General features: G+C 61.4%; 19 protein-coding genes. 12 read left to right on the forward strand and 7 right to left on the reverse strand.

Annotated features, from left to right (window positions below):
- Positions 1 to 99: 99 nt before the first annotated feature.
- Positions 100 to 1,263 carry a 1-acyl-sn-glycerol-3-phosphate acyltransferase gene (locus E0D86_RS14495; protein WP_177493055.1) on the forward strand — a complete coding sequence of 388 codons (1,164 nt, stop codon included), beginning with the start codon at positions 100 to 102 and terminating at the stop codon, positions 1,261 to 1,263.
- A gap of 23 nt (positions 1,264 to 1,286) precedes the next feature.
- On the opposite strand, the gene E0D86_RS14500 is transcribed toward E0D86_RS14495, so the two are convergent.
- Positions 1,287 to 1,562: a hypothetical protein gene (locus E0D86_RS14500; protein ID WP_371924074.1), complete on the reverse strand. Its 276-nt coding sequence runs from the start codon at positions 1,560 to 1,562 to the stop codon at positions 1,287 to 1,289.
- A 426-nt stretch (positions 1,563 to 1,988) separates the two neighbouring features.
- On the opposite strand from E0D86_RS14500, the gene E0D86_RS14505 reads away from it, so the two are divergent.
- Positions 1,989 to 3,365: a DUF1329 domain-containing protein gene (locus E0D86_RS14505; RefSeq protein ID WP_131650750.1), complete on the forward strand. Its 1,377-nt coding sequence runs from the start codon at positions 1,989 to 1,991 to the stop codon at positions 3,363 to 3,365.
- A 300-nt stretch (positions 3,366 to 3,665) separates the two neighbouring features.
- Here the strand turns inward: E0D86_RS14505 and E0D86_RS14510 are convergent, their stop codons facing one another.
- From E0D86_RS14510 to E0D86_RS14520, 3 genes are all read right to left on the reverse strand, one after another.
- The gene (locus E0D86_RS14510; protein WP_131650751.1) at positions 3,666 to 4,250 is read right to left on the reverse strand and encodes a YajG family lipoprotein; all 585 of its coding nucleotides are present in this window, start codon (positions 4,248 to 4,250) and stop codon (positions 3,666 to 3,668) included.
- Positions 4,251 to 4,430: 180 nt separating this feature from the next.
- Positions 4,431 to 5,936 carry a malate dehydrogenase (quinone) gene (gene mqo / locus E0D86_RS14515; protein ID WP_371924078.1) on the reverse strand — a complete coding sequence of 502 codons (1,506 nt, stop codon included), beginning with the start codon at positions 5,934 to 5,936 and terminating at the stop codon, positions 4,431 to 4,433.
- A 315-nt stretch (positions 5,937 to 6,251) separates the two neighbouring features.
- The gene (locus E0D86_RS14520; RefSeq protein ID WP_131650753.1) at positions 6,252 to 6,539 is read right to left on the reverse strand and encodes a PA4642 family protein; all 288 of its coding nucleotides are present in this window, start codon (positions 6,537 to 6,539) and stop codon (positions 6,252 to 6,254) included.
- Between the two features lie 185 nt (positions 6,540 to 6,724).
- On the opposite strand from E0D86_RS14520, the gene dauA reads away from it, so the two are divergent.
- The gene (gene dauA, locus E0D86_RS14525; protein ID WP_131650754.1) at positions 6,725 to 8,443 is read left to right on the forward strand and encodes a C4-dicarboxylic acid transporter DauA; all 1,719 of its coding nucleotides are present in this window, start codon (positions 6,725 to 6,727) and stop codon (positions 8,441 to 8,443) included.
- A gap of 66 nt (positions 8,444 to 8,509) precedes the next feature.
- Here the strand turns inward: dauA and E0D86_RS14530 are convergent, their stop codons facing one another.
- Complete coding sequence (locus tag E0D86_RS14530) at positions 8,510 to 9,421, reverse strand: SDR family oxidoreductase (protein ID WP_131650755.1); 912 nt, start codon at positions 9,419 to 9,421, stop codon at positions 8,510 to 8,512.
- A 981-nt stretch (positions 9,422 to 10,402) separates the two neighbouring features.
- Here E0D86_RS14530 and E0D86_RS14535 point away from each other — a divergent pair.
- From E0D86_RS14535 to E0D86_RS14550, 4 genes are all read left to right on the forward strand, one after another.
- A complete protein-coding gene (locus E0D86_RS14535; protein WP_131650756.1) occupies positions 10,403 to 10,885 on the forward strand; it encodes a DUF2726 domain-containing protein in 483 nt (160 codons plus the stop codon).
- A 202-nt stretch (positions 10,886 to 11,087) separates the two neighbouring features.
- Positions 11,088 to 12,110, forward strand: a complete 1,023-nt coding sequence (locus tag E0D86_RS14540) for a DUF5924 family protein (RefSeq protein ID WP_131650757.1) — start codon at positions 11,088 to 11,090, stop codon at positions 12,108 to 12,110.
- Positions 12,111 to 12,174: 64 nt separating this feature from the next.
- Complete coding sequence (locus E0D86_RS14545; RefSeq protein ID WP_131650758.1) at positions 12,175 to 12,708, forward strand: MgtC/SapB family protein; 534 nt, start codon at positions 12,175 to 12,177, stop codon at positions 12,706 to 12,708.
- 43 nt (positions 12,709 to 12,751) lie between these two features.
- A complete protein-coding gene (locus E0D86_RS14550; RefSeq protein ID WP_131650759.1) occupies positions 12,752 to 14,071 on the forward strand; it encodes a sorbosone dehydrogenase family protein in 1,320 nt (439 codons plus the stop codon).
- 6 nt (positions 14,072 to 14,077) lie between these two features.
- Here E0D86_RS14550 and sfsA read toward each other — a convergent pair whose 3' ends face one another.
- Both sfsA and E0D86_RS14560 read right to left on the reverse strand, forming a co-directional pair.
- Entirely contained in the window at positions 14,078 to 14,785 is a 708-nt protein-coding gene (sfsA, locus tag E0D86_RS14555; RefSeq protein ID WP_131650760.1) for a DNA/RNA nuclease SfsA, read from the reverse strand.
- The gene (locus tag E0D86_RS14560) at positions 14,785 to 15,957 is read right to left on the reverse strand and encodes a pyridoxal phosphate-dependent aminotransferase (RefSeq protein ID WP_131650761.1); all 1,173 of its coding nucleotides are present in this window, start codon (positions 15,955 to 15,957) and stop codon (positions 14,785 to 14,787) included. Before E0D86_RS14560 ends, sfsA begins: the two co-directional genes overlap by 1 nt.
- Positions 15,958 to 16,150: 193 nt before the next feature.
- Here E0D86_RS14560 and dksA point away from each other — a divergent pair, with 193 nt between their 5' ends.
- From dksA to E0D86_RS14585, 5 genes are all read left to right on the forward strand, one after another.
- Complete coding sequence (gene dksA, locus E0D86_RS14565) at positions 16,151 to 16,594, forward strand: RNA polymerase-binding protein DksA (RefSeq protein ID WP_131650762.1); 444 nt, start codon at positions 16,151 to 16,153, stop codon at positions 16,592 to 16,594.
- A gap of 93 nt (positions 16,595 to 16,687) precedes the next feature.
- Complete coding sequence (gene gluQRS, locus E0D86_RS14570; RefSeq protein ID WP_131650763.1) at positions 16,688 to 17,590, forward strand: tRNA glutamyl-Q(34) synthetase GluQRS; 903 nt, start codon at positions 16,688 to 16,690, stop codon at positions 17,588 to 17,590.
- A gap of 112 nt (positions 17,591 to 17,702) precedes the next feature.
- Positions 17,703 to 17,879 (forward strand): hypothetical protein, encoded by a 177-nt coding sequence (locus E0D86_RS14575; RefSeq protein ID WP_003095129.1) that lies wholly within the window; start codon positions 17,703 to 17,705, stop codon positions 17,877 to 17,879.
- The gene (locus E0D86_RS14580) at positions 17,863 to 20,817 is read left to right on the forward strand and encodes a sensor histidine kinase (RefSeq protein ID WP_131650764.1); all 2,955 of its coding nucleotides are present in this window, start codon (positions 17,863 to 17,865) and stop codon (positions 20,815 to 20,817) included. The genes E0D86_RS14575 and E0D86_RS14580 overlap by 17 nt, the downstream gene beginning before the upstream one ends.
- 202 nt (positions 20,818 to 21,019) lie before the next feature.
- Complete coding sequence (locus E0D86_RS14585; RefSeq protein ID WP_131650765.1) at positions 21,020 to 22,438, forward strand: sigma-54 dependent transcriptional regulator; 1,419 nt, start codon at positions 21,020 to 21,022, stop codon at positions 22,436 to 22,438.
- Positions 22,439 to 22,886 lie beyond the last annotated feature (448 nt).

The raw sequence follows: 22,886 nt of genomic DNA on the forward strand, positions 1-22,886 counted from the left end.
CTCCCGCGTGACTTGCCGCTATAATCGCCGTCCAGTGTCACCAGCACCTAATACCGACCCCAAACGATTGGGGTTATTCAGTTTCTTACAGAGAGCATGATGGACGAATTCGAAGCCATCCGACCCTACGCCGACGCTGAAGTCCCTGCCGTGATGGCGCGGCTGTTCGCCGACCGGGAGTTCCTCGACATCCTGGCGCATTTCCGCTTCCCGCGCTTGGCCAGCCCGATGGGCTGGATGCTGAAACCACTCATAGCGCACCGCCTGCGGCGCGAGTTCGCCGGCATTCATTCGGTCGATACGCTGCAGTCGCGGATCGAGCTGTACCTGGACCGCACCATCGAACGTGCAACGGACGGCATCACCTATTCCGGCCTGGAAGACCTTCAGCCGGGCCGCGCTTATCTGTTCCTGGCCAACCATCGCGACATCGTGATGGACCCGGCTTTCGTCAACTACGCGGTGTTCCACGCAAAAATGCGTACACCACGTATCGCCATTGGCGACAACCTGCTGCAACGCCCGTTCGTCAGCGATCTGATGCGACTGAACAAGAGCTTCATCGTGCGCCGTTCGGTTACCGGCCGGCGCGAGAAGCTCGCGGCCTATCAAGTGCTCTCCGCCTACATCAATCACTCGATTCGCAACGACGGCGAGTCGATCTGGATCGCTCAGGCCGAGGGGCGCGCCAAGGATGGCGACGACCGCACCGACTCGGCGATCCTGAAGATGCTGCACATGAGCCGCAAGGACGAGCCCTTCGCCGAGGCACTGGCGGCGCTGCGACCCACACCGGTATCGATCAGCTACGAGTACGACCCCTGCGATCAGGCCAAGGCCCGCGAACTCTATATCCGCGCCACCACCGGCACCTACACCAAGGCGCCAGGTGAAGATGACACCAGCATTGCACTCGGCATCACCGGCTATAAAGGGCGCGTACACGTCAGCTTCGGCACGCCGATCACCGATGTTCCCGACGACCCCAAGCAACTGGCCATCGCGATCGATCAGCAGATCCTTGGCGATTACCGATTGTTCCCGGTGAATTACCTGGCGTACCGGATATGGGATGGGCGCGATCCGCAGCTGCCGATACCAGAGATCGCCGAACTGTTCAGCCGCGAGGAAATTGCCGCTGCCGAAGCCGAGTGGAGCAAGCGATTGGCTGCCTGCCCGAGCGTGCAGCAGCCTTACCTGATCCAGCAGTACGCCACTCCGGTACGCAATCAGCACAAGCTCAAGGCGGGTCTAAGCCTCTGACGCTTAATAGACCCGGCTGGCAATCAGATCAGCCGGGAAAACCAGGAAAGCAAGCAGGCCAGCGCTAGGCTGCCAAGACCGAAGCCATGGAAGAACCGGTCGATTCGCTGCGTCGCCGCCACTCCAGCCCGCCGCCCTGCCGACTGAATTGCCGTTAACCGCGCCGCATCGAGCGCGAGCCGCTGACGCCAGCGCGTCGCCAGCAGCAACCAGGCGCCGCACATCGCAATCAGTAAGGCCATCGAATTGAGCAGAGGGGCCAGAACGGCCAGCTGCGAAATATCAATATTCAGTAACAATCCAACCCCCACGAACCGCGAAAGCTACTGGCTCGAACCGACCAGTGACGCGGCAGCGAGTCTACCTAAGCACGCCCGCTGCTTCAGCCACTTCCCGACCAAACGGAACGCGCCCCTGAGCTGGCAATTTGCCGGGTATTTGTGCCATTTATGCAGGTAGGCGCCGTCTCGATTGTTGACTTATAGTCCCTTCCGGCTTCACCCTCATCTTGTCTCGAGCAACCGAAATAGAGCGTGCGCCTGGCCTGAGCAACTGGGCGAAACTGCCGCGGATCGAGCAAACGGCAACTTGTAAATCGCTACGACCGTGGCGTCATTTACCGGGCCCAATGGCCCGCTACTTCATGGAAGTCGCCTCCTGAGAGCGCCGCGCTTACGGCAGTAGGCTCACAGGGAACCAGTTATCAAGATCAACAGGACCGAACAGTGAATAAGAACAAGTTTAAGACGGGGGCCCTCACACTCTCTTTGCTGGCAAGTGCCCTGCTGGCAAACGGAGCCATAGCGGCAGTATCCGAATCGGAAGCAGCCAAGCTCGGCGACAGCCTGACCCCGATTGGAGCCGAGAAGGCCGGCAACGCCGCCGGCACCATTCCGGCCTGGACGGGCGGCCTGCCGAAAGATGCCGCAGCGATTACCGCCGATGGCTTCGTCAGCGATCCATTCCCGAACGATCAGCCCAAATTCACTATCACCGCGCAGAACTACGAACAGTACAAGGACAACCTGAGCCCCGGCCAGATCGCCATGCTCAAGCGTTATCCTGACACTTACCGGCTGCCGGTCTTCGAGACCCGCCGCAGCGCCGCAGTACCGCAGCGGATCTACGACGCGGCGAAGAAGAACGCAACCCAGACCGAACTGGTCCGCGGCGGCAATGGCCTGGCGAACTTCGATACAGCGGTCGCCTTCCCGATTCCGCAGGATGGCCTTGAAGTCGCCTGGAACCACATCACGCGCTACCGCGGCGGCTCTGCCCGTCGGGTCGTAGCGCAGGCTACACCGCAGGTCAACGGCAGTTACAGCCTGGTCAAGTTCGTCGACGAAGTGGTGTATACCGACACCCTGAGCGATTTCAATCCTGAAAAGCACGGCAACGTGCTGTTCTATTTCAAGCAGCAGGTGACCGAGCCGTCGCGGCTGGCCGGCAACGTTCTGCTGGTACACGAAACCCTGGACCAGGTGAAAGAGCCGCGCATGGCGTGGATCTACAACGCCGGCCAGCGCCGCGTACGCCGTGCGCCACAGGTCGCCTACGATGGTCCGGGTACCGCTGCCGATGGCCTGCGCACCTCGGACAACCTGGACATGTTCAACGGCGCGCCAGACCGCTACGACTGGAAGCTGGTCGGCAAGAAAGAGATGTACATCCCGTACAACTCCTATCGCCTGGACTCGCCGACGCTGAAATACGACGACATCATCAAGGCCGGGCACATCAACCAGGACCTGACGCGCTACGAGCTGCATCGCGTGTGGGAAGTCGAAGCGACGCTGAAGACTGGCGAACGCCACATCTACGCCAAGCGTCATTTCTTCATCGACGAGGATACCTGGCAAGCCGCTGTGATCGACCACTACGACGGTCGCGACACGCTGTGGCGCGTAGCTGAGGCCCACGCCCAGTACGTCTACAACTATCAGGTTCCACTGTATGCGATGGAAACCCTGTACGACCTGGTGTCTGGCCGTTACCTGGTGATGGGCATGAAGAACGAGGAAAAGAATCCCTACACCTACGATTACAAAGCAAACTCCAACCAGTACACCCCGGCTGCCCTGCGCAACTCCGGCGTGCGCTGATTCGAGCGCTGCGGGCTGATGGCCCACCAAGGAACATCCTGCCCCTGAACTGTCCAGAAGCGTCGGACAGTTACGGTTAGGGGCTCAAGGCCTGGGTTCGGTATTGCACCGGACCCGGGCCTTTTGGTTTCCGCCCGCCGTACGAGCACAACGGACGGCCAGCTTCTAATGCGACGTCAGCAGCATCTGGTTGCGCTCGGATCGACAGATCGGAATTCACCAAATGCTCGGATGGAAACAAAAAGCCCGCATCGAGATGCGGGCTTCGGCGACTCAGGCAGGCCGGTTGAGCGCCGAAGGTTACTGAGCCAGCACCTGACCGATGCTCTGGTCACGGAATGCGCGGCTCAGCGCATCACTCAATACTTCACTGACCAGTTTGGTGTTGGTCTGCTCGTTCGGCGCCATCCCGAAGCGCTGGTTCAGCGAAGCGCCATAGCGACCCGTATAGCGACGACCGCCGTTCTGCACCTCGATACGAAGTGTTGCGCCAATGGTGGCCTCGGTGACGTAGAGCCCTTCCTTCGGCGACTGGTATTTCAGCTCGGCTAGGGTCAGGGTCAGCTGCGGGGCGTTATAGGCATTGGCTGATGGCGTGAATCCCAGCAGACGTACCGCCGCTTCGACCTGAGCCTGAAGCTTGGGTACGACTTTTTCCTTCGGCACGATCACGGCGCTGGTTTCCGGATACAGGCCGCCGCGCGTACCTAGTGTCGGCGAAGGCCGGCCATCCACGACGCGTACCGTTACCGGCTGCCCTTGACCGACAGGGTTGATGGTGCCAGTGATCTTCGGTGTTGGATCGAGCTGTTGCGGACTATGCGCGCAACCGGTCAGCACCAGTGCCGACGCGGCGGCAAGACTGAACAACAGGCGTTTCAGCATGCTGTCTTTCTCCAAAGTTAGGAATGAATGGCACGCAGTATAACCAGCCGTGCAACGGCCTGACAGCGGATGCCTTGCTGGGGATCAGCCGGCGAATACCACGCGTCTGGGAGCCATGCATTAAAAAGCCGCGCAGCTCGTCAAAGCGGCGCGGCTTCAAGTGAAGCACGAACGTTGTAGCTAGATGACCAGGCCGAGACGCTTGTCGACCATCTCATTCACTTCGCGATACGCCGCAGCATCGGCTTGCAGCACCTTCTCGCGGGCCGGGAAGATTTCGCCAAGCTTGCGGCTCCAGGCTTCGCTCTGCGCCTGCTCCGGGAAGCAACGCTCGATCAGGTCGAGCATGATCGACACCGTGACCGACGCACCAGGCGATGCGCCCAGCAGCGCGGCGATCGAACCATCTTTGGCGGAGACCAGTTCGGTGCCGAACTGCAGGATGCCGCCCTTCTTCGGGTCTTTCTTGATGATCTGCACGCGCTGGCCGGCCACTTCCAGGCGCCAGTCCTCAGCCTTGGCTTCGGGGTAGAAACCTCGCAGGGTTTCCAGCCGATCCGCCATGGACTGGCGAACCTCCTTGATCAGGTAGCGGGTCAGGTCCATGTTGTCGCGCGCGACGGCCAGCATCGGCTTGAGATTGCTCGGACGGATCGACATCGGCAGGTCGAGCGGCGATCCATACTTGAGGAACTTAGTGGTGAAGCCCGCGTAAGGCCCGAACAACAGCGACTTCTTGCCGTCCACAACGCGGGTATCCAGGTGCGGAACAGACATCGGCGGCGCACCGACGGCGGCCAGGCTGTAGACCTTGGCCTGATGCTGCTTGACGATCTCGGGGTTGTCACAACGCAGCCACTGGCCGCTGACCGGGAAGCCACCGTAGCCCTTGCCTTCCTCGATACCGGACAACTGCAACAGCGGCAGTGCCGCGCCACCCGCGCCCAGGAAAACGAAGCCCGCATCGATCTCGCGGTTGCTGCCATCGCGGGTGTTCTTGATTTCCACGCGCCAGCCCTTGCCGTTGCGCTCCAGGCCGGTGACCTTCTGGAAATAGGACATCTTCACGCCGGGCCTGCTCTCGAGGTACACCAGCATTTGCCGGGTCAGCTCACCGAAGTTGACATCGGTACCGTTCAGCGCGCGGGTGGCGGCGATCGGCTCGTCGCCCGGACGCCCCGGCATCATCAGCGGCATCCACTCTTCCATTGTGGCGCGGTCTTGGGTGTAGACCATGTTCTCGAACGCGTGGTGGGTCTTCATCGCATCGAAGCGACGCTTAAGATAGTCGATGTTCTTTTCGCCGCGAACGAAGCTCAGATGCGGCACGACATTAAGGAAGTCCTTGGGACTGCCGAAGCCGTCACGACCCGTCAGATACGCCCAGAACTGCTTGGAAACCTCGAACTGGGTATTGATGGTGACGGCTTTCTTGATATCGATCGAGCCGTCTTTACTGTCCGGGGTGTAGTTCAACTCACACAATCCGGCGTGGCCGGTGCCAGCGTTGTTCCAGGGATTCGAGCTCTCGACGGCCCCGGACTCCTGCAGTTCGACGATCTCCAGCTTGATGTTGGGATCGAGTTCCTTGAGCAGTACTGCCAGAGTCGCACTCATGATGCCGGCTCCCACCAGCACCAAGTCCACGGCTTCGCTATCGTGTTGCGTCATTAACGCGTTCTCCAGAATCACAGCATTAAACTGTCACGACCGCAGTACGCCATCGTGTAGAACCACCAGCCAGGCGGCTAGAAACGGAGGAAGGTTTCCATGCCGCTGCTCGGGCTTGTGCCCGAAGACCGGTACCCAAGGGTGTCGGTCCGCTGTCGGGAGAACGGCTTTTGGCCTTCTCTCCCCTCGCTTCGAAACATCCCGGAGCGAGGCGACAGGCCTGGGCTCTACGGAATCCATGCAGCGAGAAAAACGATTGTGGCTGCCGCTTGCTCAGCCGGGGTCAAGGGTGTTTCCTGCTCCGGCGGACTTGCCGCCAAAGCCGTTGTATCAGCCGCGAGCGGCCTTGATCAGTTCGATATAAGGCTCGGCCTGGCGTTGATCGGCGATCAGCGCAACGAAGTCCTGCCCCTTGGCGTCCTTCGCGTTCAGGTCGAAGCCGGCTTCGACGAAGAAGCCCAGAAAACGCTCGAAATCATCGACTCGCAACCCACGGTAGGCCTTGATCAGCTTGTACAACGACGCTGGTGTTTCATCAGCCGGTTCCGGCTCGAGAAACAATTTGATCGCTTCGTCGCTGATCTCTTCGCCGATCACCTGTTTCTTGTCTTTGCGCATGCGTTCTCCGGTTCGACGGGCCTTACGGGGGCGGCAGTTTACTCCGCGAGGCGAGCGCACTCAACGCGCCAGGGATTCTTGCGACCAAGGTCGTACATGAAAATCCTCGATTTGGCGGCGATGTCGCCCTCAGGCAGACCAAGCCGGCGCCTATACTGGCGCTTTGCGCACAGGACGTGGCCACCATGAACGTTCCCCCGTTATTCGCTGCCTGGCGTCAGGCCCTTCGGTCGGGCTACGGTGGCGCCGCGCTACGCGGAGACATCACTGCCGGGCTGACGGTTGGGATCATCGCGATCCCTTTGGCCATGGCGCTGGCGATCGCAGTCGGCGTTGCGCCACAGCATGGCCTGTATACCGTGCTGATCGCCGCGCCGCTGATCGCCTTAACTGGCGGCTCGCGCTTCAACGTATCCGGGCCGACCGCAGCCTTCGTGGTGATTCTGCTGCCGATTACCCAACAGTTCGGCCTCGGCGGCCTGCTGCTCTGCACCATGCTTGCCGGGCTCATCCTGATCGCCCTCGGGCTGCTGCGCGCCGGCAAGTTGATTGCCTTCGTGCCCTACCCGGTCATCTTGGGCTTCACTGCGGGCATCGGTGTCGTTATCGCGACCCTGCAGCTCAAGGACGTCCTGGGGTTGACGATTACCGAACAACCCCACCACTACGTCGAACAACTGGGCATGCTGGCTCGCGCACTGCCCAGCGCGCAGCTGGGCGATGCACTCGTCGCCGCGTTGTGCCTGTCGATATTGATCGTCTGGCCGCGCCTGGTGCCCAAGGTGCCCGGTCATCTGGTGGCGCTGATCGTCGGTGCGCTGGCAGGAATGGCGCTGGAATCGTCCGGTCTAGCCGTGGCCACACTGGGTGAGCGTTTCAGCTACACGGTCGATGGCGTCGCGCATCCCGGCATCCCACCGCTGCTTCCGGGTTTCGCCTGGCCCTGGCTGCTGCCCGGCCCGGACGGGCAACCGCTGGTACTGAGCTTCGAGCTGTTCCATCAACTGTTAGCGCCCGCTTTCGCCATCGCCATGCTGGGTGCCATCGAATCGCTGCTCTGCGCCGTGGTCGCCGACGGCATGACCGGCACCAATCACGATCCGAACGCCGAGCTTCTGGGCCAGGGCCTCGGCAATCTGGTCGCGCCGCTGTTCGGCGGTATTACTGCGACCGCGGCCATTGCCCGTAGCGCCACCAACGTGCGCGCCGGCGCTTTCTCGCCGCTGGCGGCGATCATCCATGCAGGCGTGGTGCTAGTGGCAGTCCTCTGGCTCGCGCCGCTGTTCAGCTACCTGCCGATGGCGGCACTGGCGGCATTGCTGCTGATGGTGGCGTGGAACATGAGCGAAGCGCCGCATGTGGTCAGGACACTGCGCATCGCGCCGCGCAGCGACGTGCTGGTCTTGCTGACCTGCCTGATCCTGACGGTGCTGTTCGACATGGTATTGGCGGTGGGCGTCGGCTTGTTGCTGGCCGCCGGGCTGTTCATCAAGCGGATGAGCGAGCTGACCGATACCACCAGCCTGCGTCATGGCCAGAACCAGCTGCTCCAGGATCTACCCGAGCACGTTGCAGCCTATGCGATTCGCGGCCCGCTGTTCTTTGGCGCTGCGGAAAAGGCATTGAGCGTACTGCGACGTTTCAATCCGGACGTGCGGATCGTGATCGTGGATATCAGCGGTGTGCCGATGCTCGACATGACCGCTCTGGCGGCGCTGGAGAACGTGCTGTTGGACTATCGCAAGCAGGGCATTACGCTGATTCTCTGCGGCAGCAATGCCCGAGTGAGATTCAAGCTACGCCGCGCCGGCATTCGTCGGCTCGAAGGGCACCTGTACTACGTGCGCGATCTGGCCCAGGCGCGCGCCAAGGCCTTGCGCCTGCTGCCGGCTAAAGCAGGCTGACCCGTTCAAATCCGGTGATAGGCTCAGGGCGCGTTTGCGCGCTGAGCCCCGGTACCACGCGGCAGCTTAGCCGGCGAACTTTTGCAGATTGGCCATCATTTCCTTCAACGCTGCCAGGTTGTCAGCCGGGTGCGCGGCATTCTCGAAATCGCAGATTTGCTGCCAGTTGGCCGCGACGTCTTCGGCATCGAAGCCCGCCTTCGGATCGAATCCGACGCCCAGGCTGCGCTCCCAACGCACCTTGCCCATCCAGCCACCACCGACTTCGAACAGCCCGGATGTCTCCTGGCATTGCTCGCTGGCCAGGTACACAACCAGTGGGCTGACCAACTCGGGCTTGAGCTGCTCGAAGACCTGCGGAGGAATCAGGCCCTCGGTCATCCGCGTGCCGCCGGTAGGCGCGATGGCATTGACCAAAATATTGTTCTTGCGTCCCTCCAGTGCCAGGGTGCGTGTCAGGCCGTAGAGACCCAACTTGGCCATGCCGTAGTTGGATTGGCCGAAATTGCCGTAGATACCGGACGTGGACGCGGTGAAGATTACTCGACCATAACCCTGCTCGCGCATGTGCGGCCAGGCGGCGCGGGTGACTTTGTAAGCGCCTTCGACGTGCACCTTGTAGACCAGATCCCAGTCAGCGTCGTCCATCTTGTGGAAGGTCTTGTCGCGCAGAATGCCGGCGTTGTTCACCACTACATCGATGCGCCCGAAGGCGTCGAGCGCATGCTGGACGATCTTCTCGCCGTCGGTTACGGAGTCGTGGTTGGCGACGGCCGTACCGCCAGCCTGACGGATTTCCTCGACCACGCGATCGGCAGCCGAGCTGTTGGCGCCTTCGCCCTGAGCGCTGCCACCGAGATCGTTGACCACCACCTTGGCACCATGACGAGCGAACAGCAGTGCATGGGCGCGACCGAGCCCGCCACCGGCGCCGGTCACGATCACCACCTTGTCTTCGAAGCGGATGGCTTCAGTCATACGAGATTCCTCCAGCAGATTGTTATTGGATGACGTTGCAAAGGTGCCGCGAGTGTCGACGAGGCGAGTACGGCTCACAATCAAACGGCCATGAATGAATGCCGCGGCATAACGCTGCGGGATGATAGCGAGGTCGGTGCCGGTTCGAATGATCAAGCGCAACGCTGGCTATTTTTTGTACGACCGTCTGCAAACCAGCCGCAACGGGCTCGGACAGCTCATCTCCCCACCTTATCCACAGAACGCCCCACAGCTATGCGGGATAAGTGCAAAACCCCATCTCCGTTTCATCTATTTGCCTCGACTCGGCCTGTTGATGGCGCATTTTCAAAGGCTTACATCTTCTAAAGACGAGCTTGGATAAAAAATAACCAGCCTGCTCAACACCGCTATCGGCGCGGCACATAGAAAAGCACGAAGAGCTTATCCACAGATCGTTGCACAGCGGACGGGGATAACTGTACGCACCGCGAGTGACTATCGTAGCCATGGCCATAAACTAAGAGCGACCGACGATACAGCGCGATAACCTTCTTCCAATTTCACAAGGACCGCGACGATGCCTAACTTCAACTTCTTTCAAACACTGTTCGCCAATTACGCTTCGGCTGTCGCCGGCAGTTGCGCTGGCGAACCGGTCGTTTAACCGGCCCGCTTGCCATCATCGCTTTCTCGGGCCCACGGCGGATGAAAATCGAACAATGGCTTACACCTCAGCAATACCGGCGCCTCGATAGTGTTCGCCGGGGCTTATCCACTAGCCTCTCCACAGTAACCGGGGATAACTATCTAGCTTTCAAGCAGGCGACCACACACCCCGCCCAAACCCGCACAGCTGAAACACGACCACCACGGTCGCGATGAACGAACTCACCTGCATCCGCTCGCTCCAATGTTCGAATTCAACTTGAGCTGGAGTATCCGCATGCTTGTCCGTCCTGTTGCGACAACCCAGGCGCGCGCGCAATCGCCGGGGGTGAAATGACTGGTTTCATAGGACTGGTACTGGTGGCGTTCGCCTGTTTCGTCCTGGTCTTCTTCATCAAGCAGCGACAATACAGGCATCCTGCGCTGCGCATGCCCTACCAGCTGAAACGCCCGTTCTTTCAACCAAGCGAAACCGAACTTCTGGCGCTACTACAGCAAGCGGCAGACGAATATCTAATTCTCAGCAAGGTACGGGTCGCCGACGTGATCGAGGTGACGGCGATACCACGGCGAGCCCCTTGGTATCAGGCGGTCAATCGGATTTCGGCGGCGCGCTTCGACTTTTTACTGTGCGACCGGGAGACGCTGGAGCCTCGCTGCGCGATCGAGATGGAGCAGGCAACCGAAGCCAATGCCTTTCTCGATGAACTCAGCCAGACCGTCGGCTTGCCGCTGGTACGCCTGTCGCCGGAAACGGCACGTTCCTATACGGATGTACGGGCTGCGATCGTTCAGGCCACTGTTGATCGTCAGTAGCCAGCTATCCATGCGTTCCGACTTCAGCACGCTTGAACGGACAAGGGAGCCAATGTCTATTCGGTAACGGATAATCGCCGCCTGAAGACGCATAGCGCATTCGCGTGTGTCGCGATTAATCAGACGACTAGCTTGCACAGACTCTCCAGTCTCCAGCCGGCCCCAAACAGTTACAGAAGGTACCGCTTAGCGTGAAACCGAGATGCTACTGAAATCCCGCCTTGCCGGCCTTTTCAATCTGGCCTCGCGCCTGATCCTTCGCTATCCAGGCGTCGTCGCGCTGTTCGGATTCTGCTCGGGCATTGCCAGCTTCGTTCTTGTGGAGCGCCATGCCGGGCTGGCGAAGGTGATCGCGGCAGTGATGCTAGCCAGCTGGCTCTGGTTGATGCTGGAAAACAGCCTGCGTCGCGGCGTGGAGCGCCGGTTCGGCTGGAAGGTCCCGCCTCCGCTGCTGCGTTACGTCACGCAGATGGTGCATCAGGAAAGCCTGTTCTTCATCATTCCGTTCTTCTTCATTACCACCACTTGGAACAGTGGCCAGTCGGCGTTCACAGTGTTGTTGGGGGTCGCCGCGCTGGTCTCGCTGATCGACCCGCTGTACTACAAATGGCTGGCGCCGCGTCGCTGGATCTATCTGGCCTTCCATGCGCTGACGTTGTTCGCGGTCCTGCTGACGGCGCTGCCCATCATCTTTCACCTGTCCACGCCGCAGAGCTACCTGTGCTCTCTGGTCATTGCCGTGTTGCTGGCATTGCCCAGCCTTCTCAGCTTCTTCCCCGAATGGAACTGGAAAAGCCTGATCGCCATCCCGTTGCTTGCGCTCAGCGTCGGGCTGGCGGGTTGGGTGGGTCGCACCTGGGTCCCGCCGGCGACGCTGTGGCTGACCGACGTTGCCGTGACCATGAGCATCGACGATGCCTCGCGCAAGCCTGGCAACCGCTTGCGCCAGCTATCCAGCCAGGAGCTGCACGGCAATGGCCTCTATGCCTTTACCGCAATCAATGCACCACGCGGCTTGAAGGAACGCATCTACCATGTCTGGGAGCACAACGGCCGGCGCGTCGACCGCATTCCCCTGGACATAAGCGGAGGACGCGAGGCGGGTTATCGCGCCTGGACCCACAAGCGCAACTTCCCAGGCAAGCCGGAAGGCCGCTGGCGCGTGCGGGTCCTGACCGAAGCCGGGCAAATGATCGGCATGCTGCGCTTCGAAGTCACCCAGTGAACCGCCATGCCTGTCACGACTCGAACTCAGACAGTCACCAGCGTGGAGCCAGGCGGAGGCATGCATGGAATGGTGGGAAATATTGAGCCGCACCGTTGCATCGGAATTCTCCGACATCCCTGATCTGGAGCATTTGATTCGCGTGTCGATGCGCTTACTCCTGGCGGCGGCACTCGGTGGCATTCTGGGCTATGAACGGGAATACAAAGGCAAGGCGGCGGGCCTGCGAACGCACATGCTGGTGGCACTCGGCGCCGCGCTGTTCGTGCTGGTACCGCTCGAGGCTGGCATGCCACTCGAGGATCTGTCGCGAGTCATGCAGGGCATCATTACCGGGATCGGTTTCCTCGGCGCCGGCACCATTCTCAAGGGCAGCTCGCAGCGCGACGTCAAAGGGCTGACCACTGCGGCTGGCATCTGGCTGACCGCCACCATCGGCGTCGCTGCCGGGCTCGGCCACGAAGCAACGGCAGTACTGACTACCTGCTTTGCGCTGGCCATCTTCCTGATCATGCCGCGGCTGGAGCAACACGCCACCAAAACGGCCGTTGACGAACACGATAAAAAACAGGGCCGCGACCGCGAACCACACCCTTGATTCGGCGCGGCTTCACAACTGAGCCACACAAGCAGATACCGCCATGCCAAGCCGCTACGCCTACCCTGTCGCCGTCACCTTGCTGCTCATCCTTGCTGGCTGCGGCGATACCGCAACGGTTCCTGTGGAGTCGGGTTACGGGCCGGACCCGGTCCTTCCGGAGCCGAACGAATCACTGATACCCACCGTCAAGATCGCCAAGGCTACCGGCTGGCCTGATGAAGCGAAGCCGCAAGCGGCGCCCGGCCTACGGGTCGAAGCCTTCGCGCGGGATCTGGATCATCCACGCTGGCTTTATGTCTTGCCCAACGGCGACGTACTGGTGGCCGAAAGTGACGCGCCGGCAAAACCGGAAGGCAACAAGGGCCTGCGCGGCTGGATCACGAAGAAGGTCATGGCCCGAGCCGGCTCCGGCGGCCAGAGCGCCAACCGCATCACCCTGCTGCGCGACTCCGATGGCGACGGCACGCCGGAAAAACGTAGCGTGTTCCTCGAAGGATTGAATTCACCGTTCGGCATGGCGCTGGTGGGTGATCAGCTCTATGTCGCCAACACCGATGCGCTGGTGCGCTTCCCCTATGAAGAGAGCGCCATCCGTATCGACAGCGAAAGCGAGAAAGTCGTCGACCTGCCCGCCGGGCCGATCAACCATCACTGGACCAAGAACGTGATCGCCAGCCAGGACGGTTCGCGTCTCTATGTCACCAGCGGCTCTAACAGCAACGTCGCGGAAAACGGGATAGAGGCCGAGGAAAACCGCGCCGCCATCCTGGAAGTCGATCCGCAGAAAAAGACCCTGCGCCTGTTCGCCTCGGGCCTGCGCAATCCCAATGGTCTGGCCTGGCAACCGGACAGCGGCGGGCTTTGGACGACGGTCAACGAGCGCGACCAGATTGGTAGCGATCTGGTGCCCGATTACATGACTTCGGTGCAGGACGGCGGGTTCTATGGCTGGCCCTACAGCTACTTCGGTCAGCATGTCGACGAGCGCGCCCAGCCACCACGGCCGGATCGGGTGGCAAAAGCCATCGTTCCCGATTACGCCTTGGGCGCCCATACCTCTTCGATGGGGCTGACGTTCTACGAAGGCTCCCTTCTGCCGGAGCGCTACCGACACGGCGCCTTCATCGGCCAGCACGGTTCCTGGAATCGCAATCCACGCAGTGGTTACAAGGTGGTGTTCGTGCCGTTCAACAATGGCAAACCGGACGGCGCGGCCGAGGACATCCTTACCGGCTTTCTCAGCGCCGACGAGGAAGCCTTGGGCCGTCCGGTGGGTGTAGCCGTCGATAAGACTGGCGCGCTGCTGGTGGCCGATGACGTCGGTGACATCATCTGGCGCGTGACGCCAAACGATGACTGAGAGAATTCACAGAATCACCGGGAGCCGGCGCGACAGGCGAATTTCTTCGGGCGAAAGCTCGACGCCGTAGGCCAGTACCTCGACGCCGGCTGCCACCGCATCGCGCAACGCGGCGGCATACAGCGGGTCGATTTCGCTCGCAGGGCGGACCGCCTCGATGCCTGACAGGTTCACGCAATACAACTGCACCGCGCGTATACCGTCACGCGCCAGCGCAGCCAGCTCGCGCAGATGGCGTGCGCCGCGAGTGGTTACCGCATCGGGGAAGGCCGCCACCGCCGTATCGCCAAAACCAAGGGTGACGCTCTTGACCTCGACGAACGCTGGCCCCGTCGGATAATCCAGGCGGAAATCCACCCGACTGTTTTCAATGCCATAGGCGACCTCCCGCCTGAGCGCGGTGAAACCCGCCAATTCATCGATCACGCCGGCCAACAGAGCCTCTTCCACCAACCGATTGGCGCGCGCTGTATTCACGCAGGCCAGCCGCCCCTGCGGCGTTTCCACCAACTCCCAGGTGCCCGGCAGCTTGCGCTTGGGATCGCTACTGCGCTGAAACCAGACACGCGCGCCCTCACCCATGCAGTTGAGCATCGAACCGGTGTTGGGGCAGTGTATGCATAGATGCTCGCCGGCATCGGTGACGATATCGGCGAGGAAGCGCTTGTAGCGCCGGACCAGCCGGCCCGTTTCCAGGGGCGTAGCGAAGCGCATCAGCCTTGCCAGCTCTGCAGGCCACGAGCGATACGTTCGACCGCCGCTTCCAGCTGCGGCAGATCCTGGGTATAGGCGAAGCGCACATGATGCCCGGCCTGATAACGACCGAAATCGAGACCCGGCGTGGTCGCGACGAACTCGGTTTCCAGCATGTGCTGGCAGAAGGCGAAGGCATCGCCGCCAAAAGCGCTGATATCGGCATATAGATAGAAAGCACCCTCGGGCTCCACGGCGATGCCGAAACCCAGCTCACGCAGGGCCGGAAGCAAGAAATCGCGACGTCTGGCGAACTCGGCGCGGCGCGCTTCGAGGATTTCCAGCGTGGCCGGCTCGAAGCAGGCCAGCGCCGCATGCTGGGCCATGGTCGGTGCGCTGATGTAGAGGTTCTGCGCCAGCTTTTCCAGTTCGGGCACGGCAGCTTCCGGTGCCACCAGCCAGCCCAGGCGCCAGCCGGTCATGCCGAAATACTTGGAAAAGCTATTCAGCACGAAGGCTTCGTCATCCACCTCCAGCACGCTGGCGGCGTCGGTGCCGTAAGTGAGGCCGTGGTAGATCTCGTCCACCACCAGATGCCCGCCCCGCGCCTTCAGCGCCGCAGATAGGCCCGCCAATTCGTCCCGGTTGAGCAGCGTTCCGGTGGGATTGGCCGGTGAGGCGACCAGGGCGCCAACGCTATCCTGGTCCCAATGGCGCTCGACCAGATCGGGCGTCAGCTGATAGCGGACATCGGCGCCCACCGGCACCAGTTGTGCGGCGCCTTCGATCAACCGCAGGAAATGTCGATTGCAGGGGTAGCCAGGGTCGGCCAGCAGCCAATGTTTGCCCGGATCGACCAGCAGGCTGCTGGCAAGCAGCAGCGCACCCGATCCGCCGGGAGTAATCAGCACGCGTTCGGGGTCAATAGACAGTTGATAGCGCTGCTTGTAGAAACCGGCAATCGCCTCGCGCAGCTGTGGCAGCCCTCGGGCAGCGGTATAACGGGTATGGCCGGCCGCCAGGGCAGCCTGACCGGCCGCGACGATGGGCGCAGCAGTGGTGAAGTCCGGCTCGCCGATTTCCAGGTGAATGACGTCACGGCCCAGCACCTGCAACTCGTTGGCTCGCGCCAGCAGTGCCATGACATGAAAGGGTTCGATTGCACGACTACGCGCGCTATATGACGAGGTCATCTGACCGTCCTGAAGAGTACAAAACGTGAATTCTACCGAAGGTCCCTCTGACACCGCAGCCACCGTGATACTCGGGAGTAGCGCACCCCGATACGATCTGGTAAGTTCGCCCGCTTGCAGCCGCAGGGCCGGCACGGGCCGGCAGAGGGATTTCATTATCCTGCGCAATGGACATAGCGAGAGGCGTTCATCCATGCCCATTACCAAAACAACACCCAACAACCAATTGATTCGCGCCTTCGTGCCCTACAAGGAATCCAAGGGTGAGGAGTACATGAGCGACGACATGCGCGCTCACTTCACCGGCATTCTCAACAAGTGGAAGCAGGAGCTGATGGAGGAAGTCGATCGCACCGTGCACCACATGCAGGACGAAGCGGCCAACTTCCCCGATCCAGCCGACCGCGCCAGTCAGGAAGAAGAGTTCAGCCTCGAACTGCGCGCACGCGATCGTGAGCGCAAGCTGATCAAGAAGATCGACGAGACGCTGCAGCTGATCGAAGACAACGAATACGGCTGGTGTGACTCTTGCGGCGTCGAGATCGGCATCCGCCGTCTGGAAGCCCGCCCTACTGCCACGCTGTGCATCGACTGCAAGACGCTGGCGGAGATCAAGGAAAAGCAGATCGGTTCCTGATCCCGAACGGGGCGCTTCGGCGCCCCGCTTCATTTCCACCTCACGCATCTGCGCAGTATCCCGCCTCGCTGATCCACCACCCGAGCCGGCCCCATGCCTTCATCCCCTCTTTCGACGCCCGCGTACATTGGACGCTTCGCCCCGACGCCCAGCGGTTACCTGCATTTCGGTTCGCTGATCGCTGCACTCGCTTCCTACCTCGATGCCCGTACCATGGACGGCCGCTGGCTGCTGCGCATGGAAGACCTCGATCCGCCACGGGAAATGCCCGGCGCGCAGGACGCCATCGTGCGGGCGCTGGCCGCCTATGGTTTCGAGTGGGACGGCACCATGCAGCGCCAGAGCGAGCGCCACGCGGTGTATGAGGGAACGATCGAGCGTCTACTGCGCGAGGGCCTGGCCTACCCGTGCCTTTGCTCGCGCAAGCAGCTCGAAGCCTATCCAGGGCCCTATCCTGGCTTCTGCCGCGACGCGGGCCAGCCCTTGGAAAACGCCGCGATTCGCCTGCGCGTGCCGAACCTGGAATATCGCTTCACCGACCGCGTACAGGGCAAATTCGGCCAGCACCTGGGACGCGAGGTCGGCGACTTCGTCATTCGTCGCCGCGACGGCTTGTTCGCCTATCAATTGGCCGTGGTATTGGACGATGCCTGGCAGGGCGTGACCGACGTGGTGCGCGGTGCCGATCTGCTCGATTCCACGCCGCGCCAGCTGTACCTGCAAGAACTGCTCGGCCTGCCGCAGCCACGCTATCTGCATGTGCCGCTGATCATTCAGCCGGACGGGCACAAGCTGGGCAAAAGCTACCGCTCACCGCCCCTGCAACCCGAGCAAGCAACCCCGCTGCTGCTCCGCGCATTGCGCGCCCTCGGCCAACCAACCGCCCCAGAACTGAACGACGCCCTGCCCGGCGAAGTCCTCGCCTGGGCGGTCCCGCGCTGGGATGCCGACCTCATCCCGCGCACACTGACGCTGGCTGAGGCGCAATTGGTCTAAAGCTGGAAGCTAATCCAAGTGTGAGAATCGCCGCGCTATGGCTTCAAGCTTTCGGCTTCAAGCTTCCAGCTGCTTCCTTTACCATCCCCCAACTTCCGACACGAGTTCCAGCATGTACATCTACCGACTGGTGCTGCTCCTGGTGGTGGGGATCTATCTGTTCTCCCCTGCGATCATGGACTGGTGGATCGACCCCAACGGCGCCTGGTATCGGCCCTATCTGTTGTGGCTGATCCTCATCGTGGTGACTTTCATCCTTCAGAGCCAGCGCGATGCAGACGAGCTTTAGCCTCAGCCATCTGATCCTGATCAGCGTCGCCTATCTGTTGGTGCTGTTCGGGGTCGCCTGGGTCAGCGAGCGCGGGCTGATTCCGCGCTGGGTGATCCGCCACCCGCTGACCTACACCCTGTCGCTGGGCGTCTATGCCAGCGCCTGGGCGTTCTACGGCACGGTCGGCCTGGCCTATCAGTACGGCTACGGATTTCTTGCCACTTATTTAGGTGTCTGCGGCGCCTTTTTGCTGGCGCCGGTGCTGCTCTATCCAATCCTGCGTATCACCCGCACCTACCAGCTGGCCTCGCTGGCGGACCTGTTCGCCTTCCGCTTTCGCAGCACCTGGGCCGGCGCGCTGACCACCATCGTCATGCTGGTCGGCATGCTGCCGCTGCTGGCCCTGCAGATTCAGGCGGTAGCCGACGCCATCGGCATTCTCACGCTCGAGCCGCTGCAGGAGCGCGTGGCGCTGGGTTATTGCGTGATGATCATGCTGTTCACCATCCTCTTCGGCGCTCGGCATATCGCGACACGCGAGAAGCACGAGGGGCTGGTGTTCGCCATCGCCTTCGAGTCGGTGGTCAAGCTGCTGACCTTCGGCGCCATTGGCGTCTATGCCCTTTATGTCGTGTTCGGCGGCCCGCATCAGCTGGAGATCTGGCTGCTGCAGAATCAGTCTGCGTTGCAGGCACTGCACACACCGTTGCAGGAAGGCCCTTGGCGAACCCTGCTGCTGGTATTTTTCGCCTCGGCCATCGTCATGCCGCACATGTACCACATGACGTTCACAGAGAACCTCAATCCTCGGGCGCTGGTGAGCGCCAGCTGGGGCCTGCCGTTGTATCTGTTGCTGATGAGCCTGGCCGTGCCGCTGATTCTCTGGGCTGGCCTCAAACTCGGCGTCAGCACCAACCCGGAATACTTCACCTTGGGCCTCGGCATCAGCGCGCAGAGTGAAATGCTGACGCTGGTGGCCTTCGTCGGAGGCCTTTCGGCATCCAGCGGGCTGATCATCGTCAGCACCCTGGCGCTGTCGGGGATGGCGCTCAACCACCTGGTGTTGCCGCTGTACCAGCCGCCTACCGAAGGCAACATCTATCGCTGGCTGAAATGGACCCGACGCAGCCTGATCCTGGCAATCATCATGGCCGGTTACGGCTTCTATCTACTGCTCGGCGCCGAGCAGGACCTGTCCAACCTAGGCATCGTCGCCTTCGTCGCCACGCTGCAGTTTCTGCCGGGCGTGCTCTCGGTGCTCTACTGGCCGACCGCCAATCGCCGCGGTTATATCGTCGGGCTGCTGGCCGGCATCGCGGTCTGGGTGCTGACCATGCTGCTGCCACTGGTAGGCAATCTGGATGGCATCTACATCCCGCTGTTCAACGTCGTCTACGTGCTCGACGACACCAGCTGGCACCTGGCGGCGATCGCCTCGCTGGCGGTCAACGTGCTGGCTTTCTCGCTGTTCTCGATCTTCACCGAGACCAGCGCAGAGGAACAGGCCGCGGCGGAAGCCTGCGCCGTCGAGAACGTGCGCCGGCCACAGCGACGCGAACTGGCCGCAGCCTCGCCACAAGAATTCGCCACGCAACTCGCCAAGCCACTGGGCGCCAAGACCGCACAGCGCGAGGTGGAACAGGCGCTGAGAGATCTGCAGCTGCCGTTCGATGAACACCGTCCTTACGCCTTGCGCCGGCTGCGCGATCGCATCGAGGCGAACCTGTCCGGGCTGATGGGGCCGAGCGTTGCCCAGGATATCGTGGAGAATTTCCTCTCCTACAAGAACGGCGCGAGCGGCTACGTGACCGAAGACATCCACTTCATCGAAAGCCGCCTTGAGGATTATCACTCGCGCCTCACCGGCCTCGCCGCGGAGCTCGATGCGCTGCGCCGCTATCACCGCCAGACCCTGCAAGAGCTGCCCATGGGCGTTTGCTCATTGGCCAAGGACCAGGAAATCCTGATGTGGAACCGTGCGCTGGAGGAACTTACCGAGATTCCGGCGCTGCAAGTGGTCGGCTCGCGCCTGTCGACCATCGCCGAACCCTGGCAGAGCCTGCTGATGGATTTCATCGGACAGAGCGACGAGCACCTGCATAAGCAGAGACTGCAACTGGACGGCCACAGCCGCTGCCTGAACCTGCACAAGGCTGCCATCGCCGAGCCGCTGGCGCCCGGCAACAGCGGCCTGGTCCTGCTGATCGAAGACCTCACCGAAACCCAGCAGCTGGAAGACCGCTTGGTGCACTCCGAACGCCTGGCCAGCATCGGGCGCCTGGCAGCCGGCGTCGCCCACGAAATCGGTAACCCGATCACCGGCATCGCCTGCTTGGCGCAGAATCTACGCGAGGAGCGCGAAGCCGATCATGAGATCAGCGAAATCAGCAACCAGATCGTCGAGCAGACCAAGCGCGTTTCGCGCATCGTCCAGTCGCTGATGAGTTTTGCCCACGCTGGCGGCAGGCAGCAGGATTTTTATCCGGTCAGCCTCGCGGAAGTGGCGCAGGATGCGATCGCTCTGCTGTCGCTCAACCGCCACGGAACCGAGGTGCGCTTTTTCAACCTGTGCGACCCCGAGCATCTGGCCGAAGGCGACCCTCAGCGTCTCGCTCAGGTATTGATCAACCTGCTATCCAATGCTCGCGATGCATCGGAGCCCGGCGACGCGATCCGGGTCCGCAGCGAGGTGTCCGAGCAGACCGTCTACCTCATCGTCGAAGACGAAGGCAGCGGTATTCCGCAATCGATTCTGGACCGTCTTTTCGAGCCGTTCTTCACTACCAAGGATCCAGGCGAAGGCACTGGACTGGGCCTCGCGCTGGTCTATTCGATCGTGGAAGAGCATTATGGGCAGATCAACATCGACAGTCCGGCAAATGCTGAAACCCAACGCGGAACTCGTTTCCGCATTACCCTGCCGCGATATGTCGGGACGAACGATACCGTTGTTTGACGAGGCGATGGGCGTTGTTCAGGCATAGCTGCCATGTACAACTCAGCGGGGAACCGGCCGAGTCGGGGCTTGCGAAAGTGGCCTCCAGCCCGGCGGCAGGCCCCGCCCCATCGCGACCGCTTGCACAGGCTGCGGAACAGGCTCCGCGACGCGCCCTTTCCTACCGAGCTGCAGCCGCTTTCAGACCGTCGAGAGAGTACTGATGTCACATATTCTGATCGTCGAAGACGAAACCATTATCCGCTCCGCCTTGCGCCGACTCCTCGAACGCAACCAGTACGAAGTCAGCGAAGCCGGATCGGTGCAGGAAGCGCAGGAGCGCTACAGCATTCCGGGTTTCGACCTCATCGTCAGTGATCTGCGCCTGCCCGGCGCGCCCGGCACCGAGCTGATCAAGCTCGCCGAAGGCACTCCGGTGCTGATCATGACCAGCTACGCGAGCCTGCGCTCCGCGGTAGACTCGATGAAGATGGGCGCGGTGGACTACATCGCCAAGCCTTTCGATCACGACGAAATGCTGCAGACCGTAGCTCGCATCCTCCACGATCGACAGCAGGCAGCCACCGCTCCGGCTGCCGCCTCGCGTAGCGCCGCAGGCCCGGTAACAGATAGCGGCTCCGGTAACGGCGAGATCGGCATCATCGGCCGCTGCGGCCCGATGCAGGATCTGTTCAGCAAGATCCGCAAGGTCGCACCAACCGATTCCAACGTGCTGATCCAGGGTGAATCGGGCACCGGCAAGGAGCTCGTCGCACGCGCGCTGCACAATCTTTCCCGCCGCGCCAAGGCCCCGATGATCTCGGTCAACTGCGCCGCCATTCCTGAAACCCTGATCGAATCCGAACTCTTCGGCCATGAGAAAGGTGCATTCACCGGTGCCAGTGCCGGTCGCGCCGGCCTGGTGGAAGCGGCCGATGGCGGCACGTTGTTCCTCGACGAGATCGGCGAGCTGCCGCTGGAAGCACAAGCGCGACTGTTACGCGTGTTACAGGAAGGTGAGATCCGTCGAGTCGGCTCTACCCAGTCGCAAAAGGTCGACGTACGCCTGATCGCAGCGACCCACCGCGACCTGAAAACGCTGGCCAAGAACGGCCAGTTTCGCGAAGACCTTTATTACCGGCTGCATGTCATCGCGTTGAAATTGCCGCCCCTGCGCGAGCGCGGCGCCGACGTCCTGGAAATCGCCAAGGCGTTTCTGGCGCGGCAGAGCGAACGCATGGGTTCCGATGAGATGCACTTTTCCCGCGAGGCGGAGCAGGCGGTGCGGCACTACGCCTGGCCGGGTAACGTGCGGGAACTGGAGAATGCCATCGAGCGCGCCGCTATCCTCAGCGAGAGCGAGGAAATCAGCGCGGAGCTGCTGGGCATCGACATCGAATTCGACGCTCTCGACGACGACTTCGATGAGCCCTGCGCTCCGCTGGGCGGCGCCGCCTCGACCAACAACGAGCCGACCGAGGACCTTTCCCTGGAAGACTACTTCCAGCATTTCGTGCTCGAGCATCAGGATCACATGACCGAGACCGAACTTGCCCGCAAGCTGGGCATCAGCCGGAAATGCTTATGGGAGCGTCGCCAGCGTCTGGGAATCCCGCGACGCAAATCGAGCGCCACCGGGTAGCGGTTGTTACCCACCCCATCGAGACGTAACAGAAACCGGGTTCATCGGTAACGGGAACCCGGTTTTTTGTAGGCCGAAAAGACGATGAAAAAAGCTAACCAGCTGTTTTATAAGGACTTTAGAAAACTGGCACAGCAAATGCTTTATATCTGGCACAACAACAATAACAAGCAGACCCACAATAAGAACAAGACGTACCGGCTCTAGCAGAATAAATACAAGAAGGCGGAGGCGTAGCTAACTGATTCTTTTGGAGAGGAACTGCCAAATGGGGTTTTGCCCCACAACCAGGCTGAGAACAACAAAAACTGCATAAGCAGAGCCTGAACTGGTTGGATCATATGATCGATGGCAAGTCAGCGACCAAAGCAATCCGTTTGCTCTTTGCTCCCAATGTAGGAGCAATTCCTGGAAGCGATAGCTGAAAGGAACGGGTGATCAAATAAAA

It is taken from the genome of Pseudomonas sp. IC_126 (assembly GCF_004331835.1).
In the GTDB taxonomy this organism is placed as follows: domain Bacteria; phylum Pseudomonadota; class Gammaproteobacteria; order Pseudomonadales; family Pseudomonadaceae; genus Stutzerimonas.

Excerpts from the sequence above, each read along its gene's own strand:
- E0D86_RS14495 (WP_177493055.1), top strand. The coding sequence starts at position 100 with ATGGACGAATTCGAAGCCATCCGACCCTACGCCGACGCTGAAGTCCCT.
- E0D86_RS14510 (WP_131650751.1), bottom strand. The coding sequence starts at position 4,250 with ATGCTGAAACGCCTGTTGTTCAGTCTTGCCGCCGCGTCGGCACTGGTG.
- E0D86_RS14520 (WP_131650753.1), bottom strand. The coding sequence starts at position 6,539 with ATGCGCAAAGACAAGAAACAGGTGATCGGCGAAGAGATCAGCGACGAA.
- dauA (WP_131650754.1), top strand. The coding sequence starts at position 6,725 with ATGAACGTTCCCCCGTTATTCGCTGCCTGGCGTCAGGCCCTTCGGTCG.
- E0D86_RS14530 (WP_131650755.1), bottom strand. The coding sequence starts at position 9,421 with ATGACTGAAGCCATCCGCTTCGAAGACAAGGTGGTGATCGTGACCGGC.
- E0D86_RS14535 (WP_131650756.1), top strand. The coding sequence starts at position 10,403 with ATGACTGGTTTCATAGGACTGGTACTGGTGGCGTTCGCCTGTTTCGTC.
- E0D86_RS14540 (WP_131650757.1), top strand. The coding sequence starts at position 11,088 with ATGCTACTGAAATCCCGCCTTGCCGGCCTTTTCAATCTGGCCTCGCGC.
- E0D86_RS14545 (WP_131650758.1), top strand. The coding sequence starts at position 12,175 with ATGGAATGGTGGGAAATATTGAGCCGCACCGTTGCATCGGAATTCTCC.
- E0D86_RS14550 (WP_131650759.1), top strand. The coding sequence starts at position 12,752 with ATGCCAAGCCGCTACGCCTACCCTGTCGCCGTCACCTTGCTGCTCATC.
- sfsA (WP_131650760.1), bottom strand. The coding sequence starts at position 14,785 with ATGCGCTTCGCTACGCCCCTGGAAACGGGCCGGCTGGTCCGGCGCTAC.
- E0D86_RS14560 (WP_131650761.1), bottom strand. The coding sequence starts at position 15,957 with ATGACCTCGTCATATAGCGCGCGTAGTCGTGCAATCGAACCCTTTCAT.
- dksA (WP_131650762.1), top strand. The coding sequence starts at position 16,151 with ATGCCCATTACCAAAACAACACCCAACAACCAATTGATTCGCGCCTTC.
- gluQRS (WP_131650763.1), top strand. The coding sequence starts at position 16,688 with ATGCCTTCATCCCCTCTTTCGACGCCCGCGTACATTGGACGCTTCGCC.
- E0D86_RS14575 (WP_003095129.1), top strand. The coding sequence starts at position 17,703 with ATGTACATCTACCGACTGGTGCTGCTCCTGGTGGTGGGGATCTATCTG.
- E0D86_RS14580 (WP_131650764.1), top strand. The coding sequence starts at position 17,863 with ATGCAGACGAGCTTTAGCCTCAGCCATCTGATCCTGATCAGCGTCGCC.
- E0D86_RS14585 (WP_131650765.1), top strand. The coding sequence starts at position 21,020 with ATGTCACATATTCTGATCGTCGAAGACGAAACCATTATCCGCTCCGCC.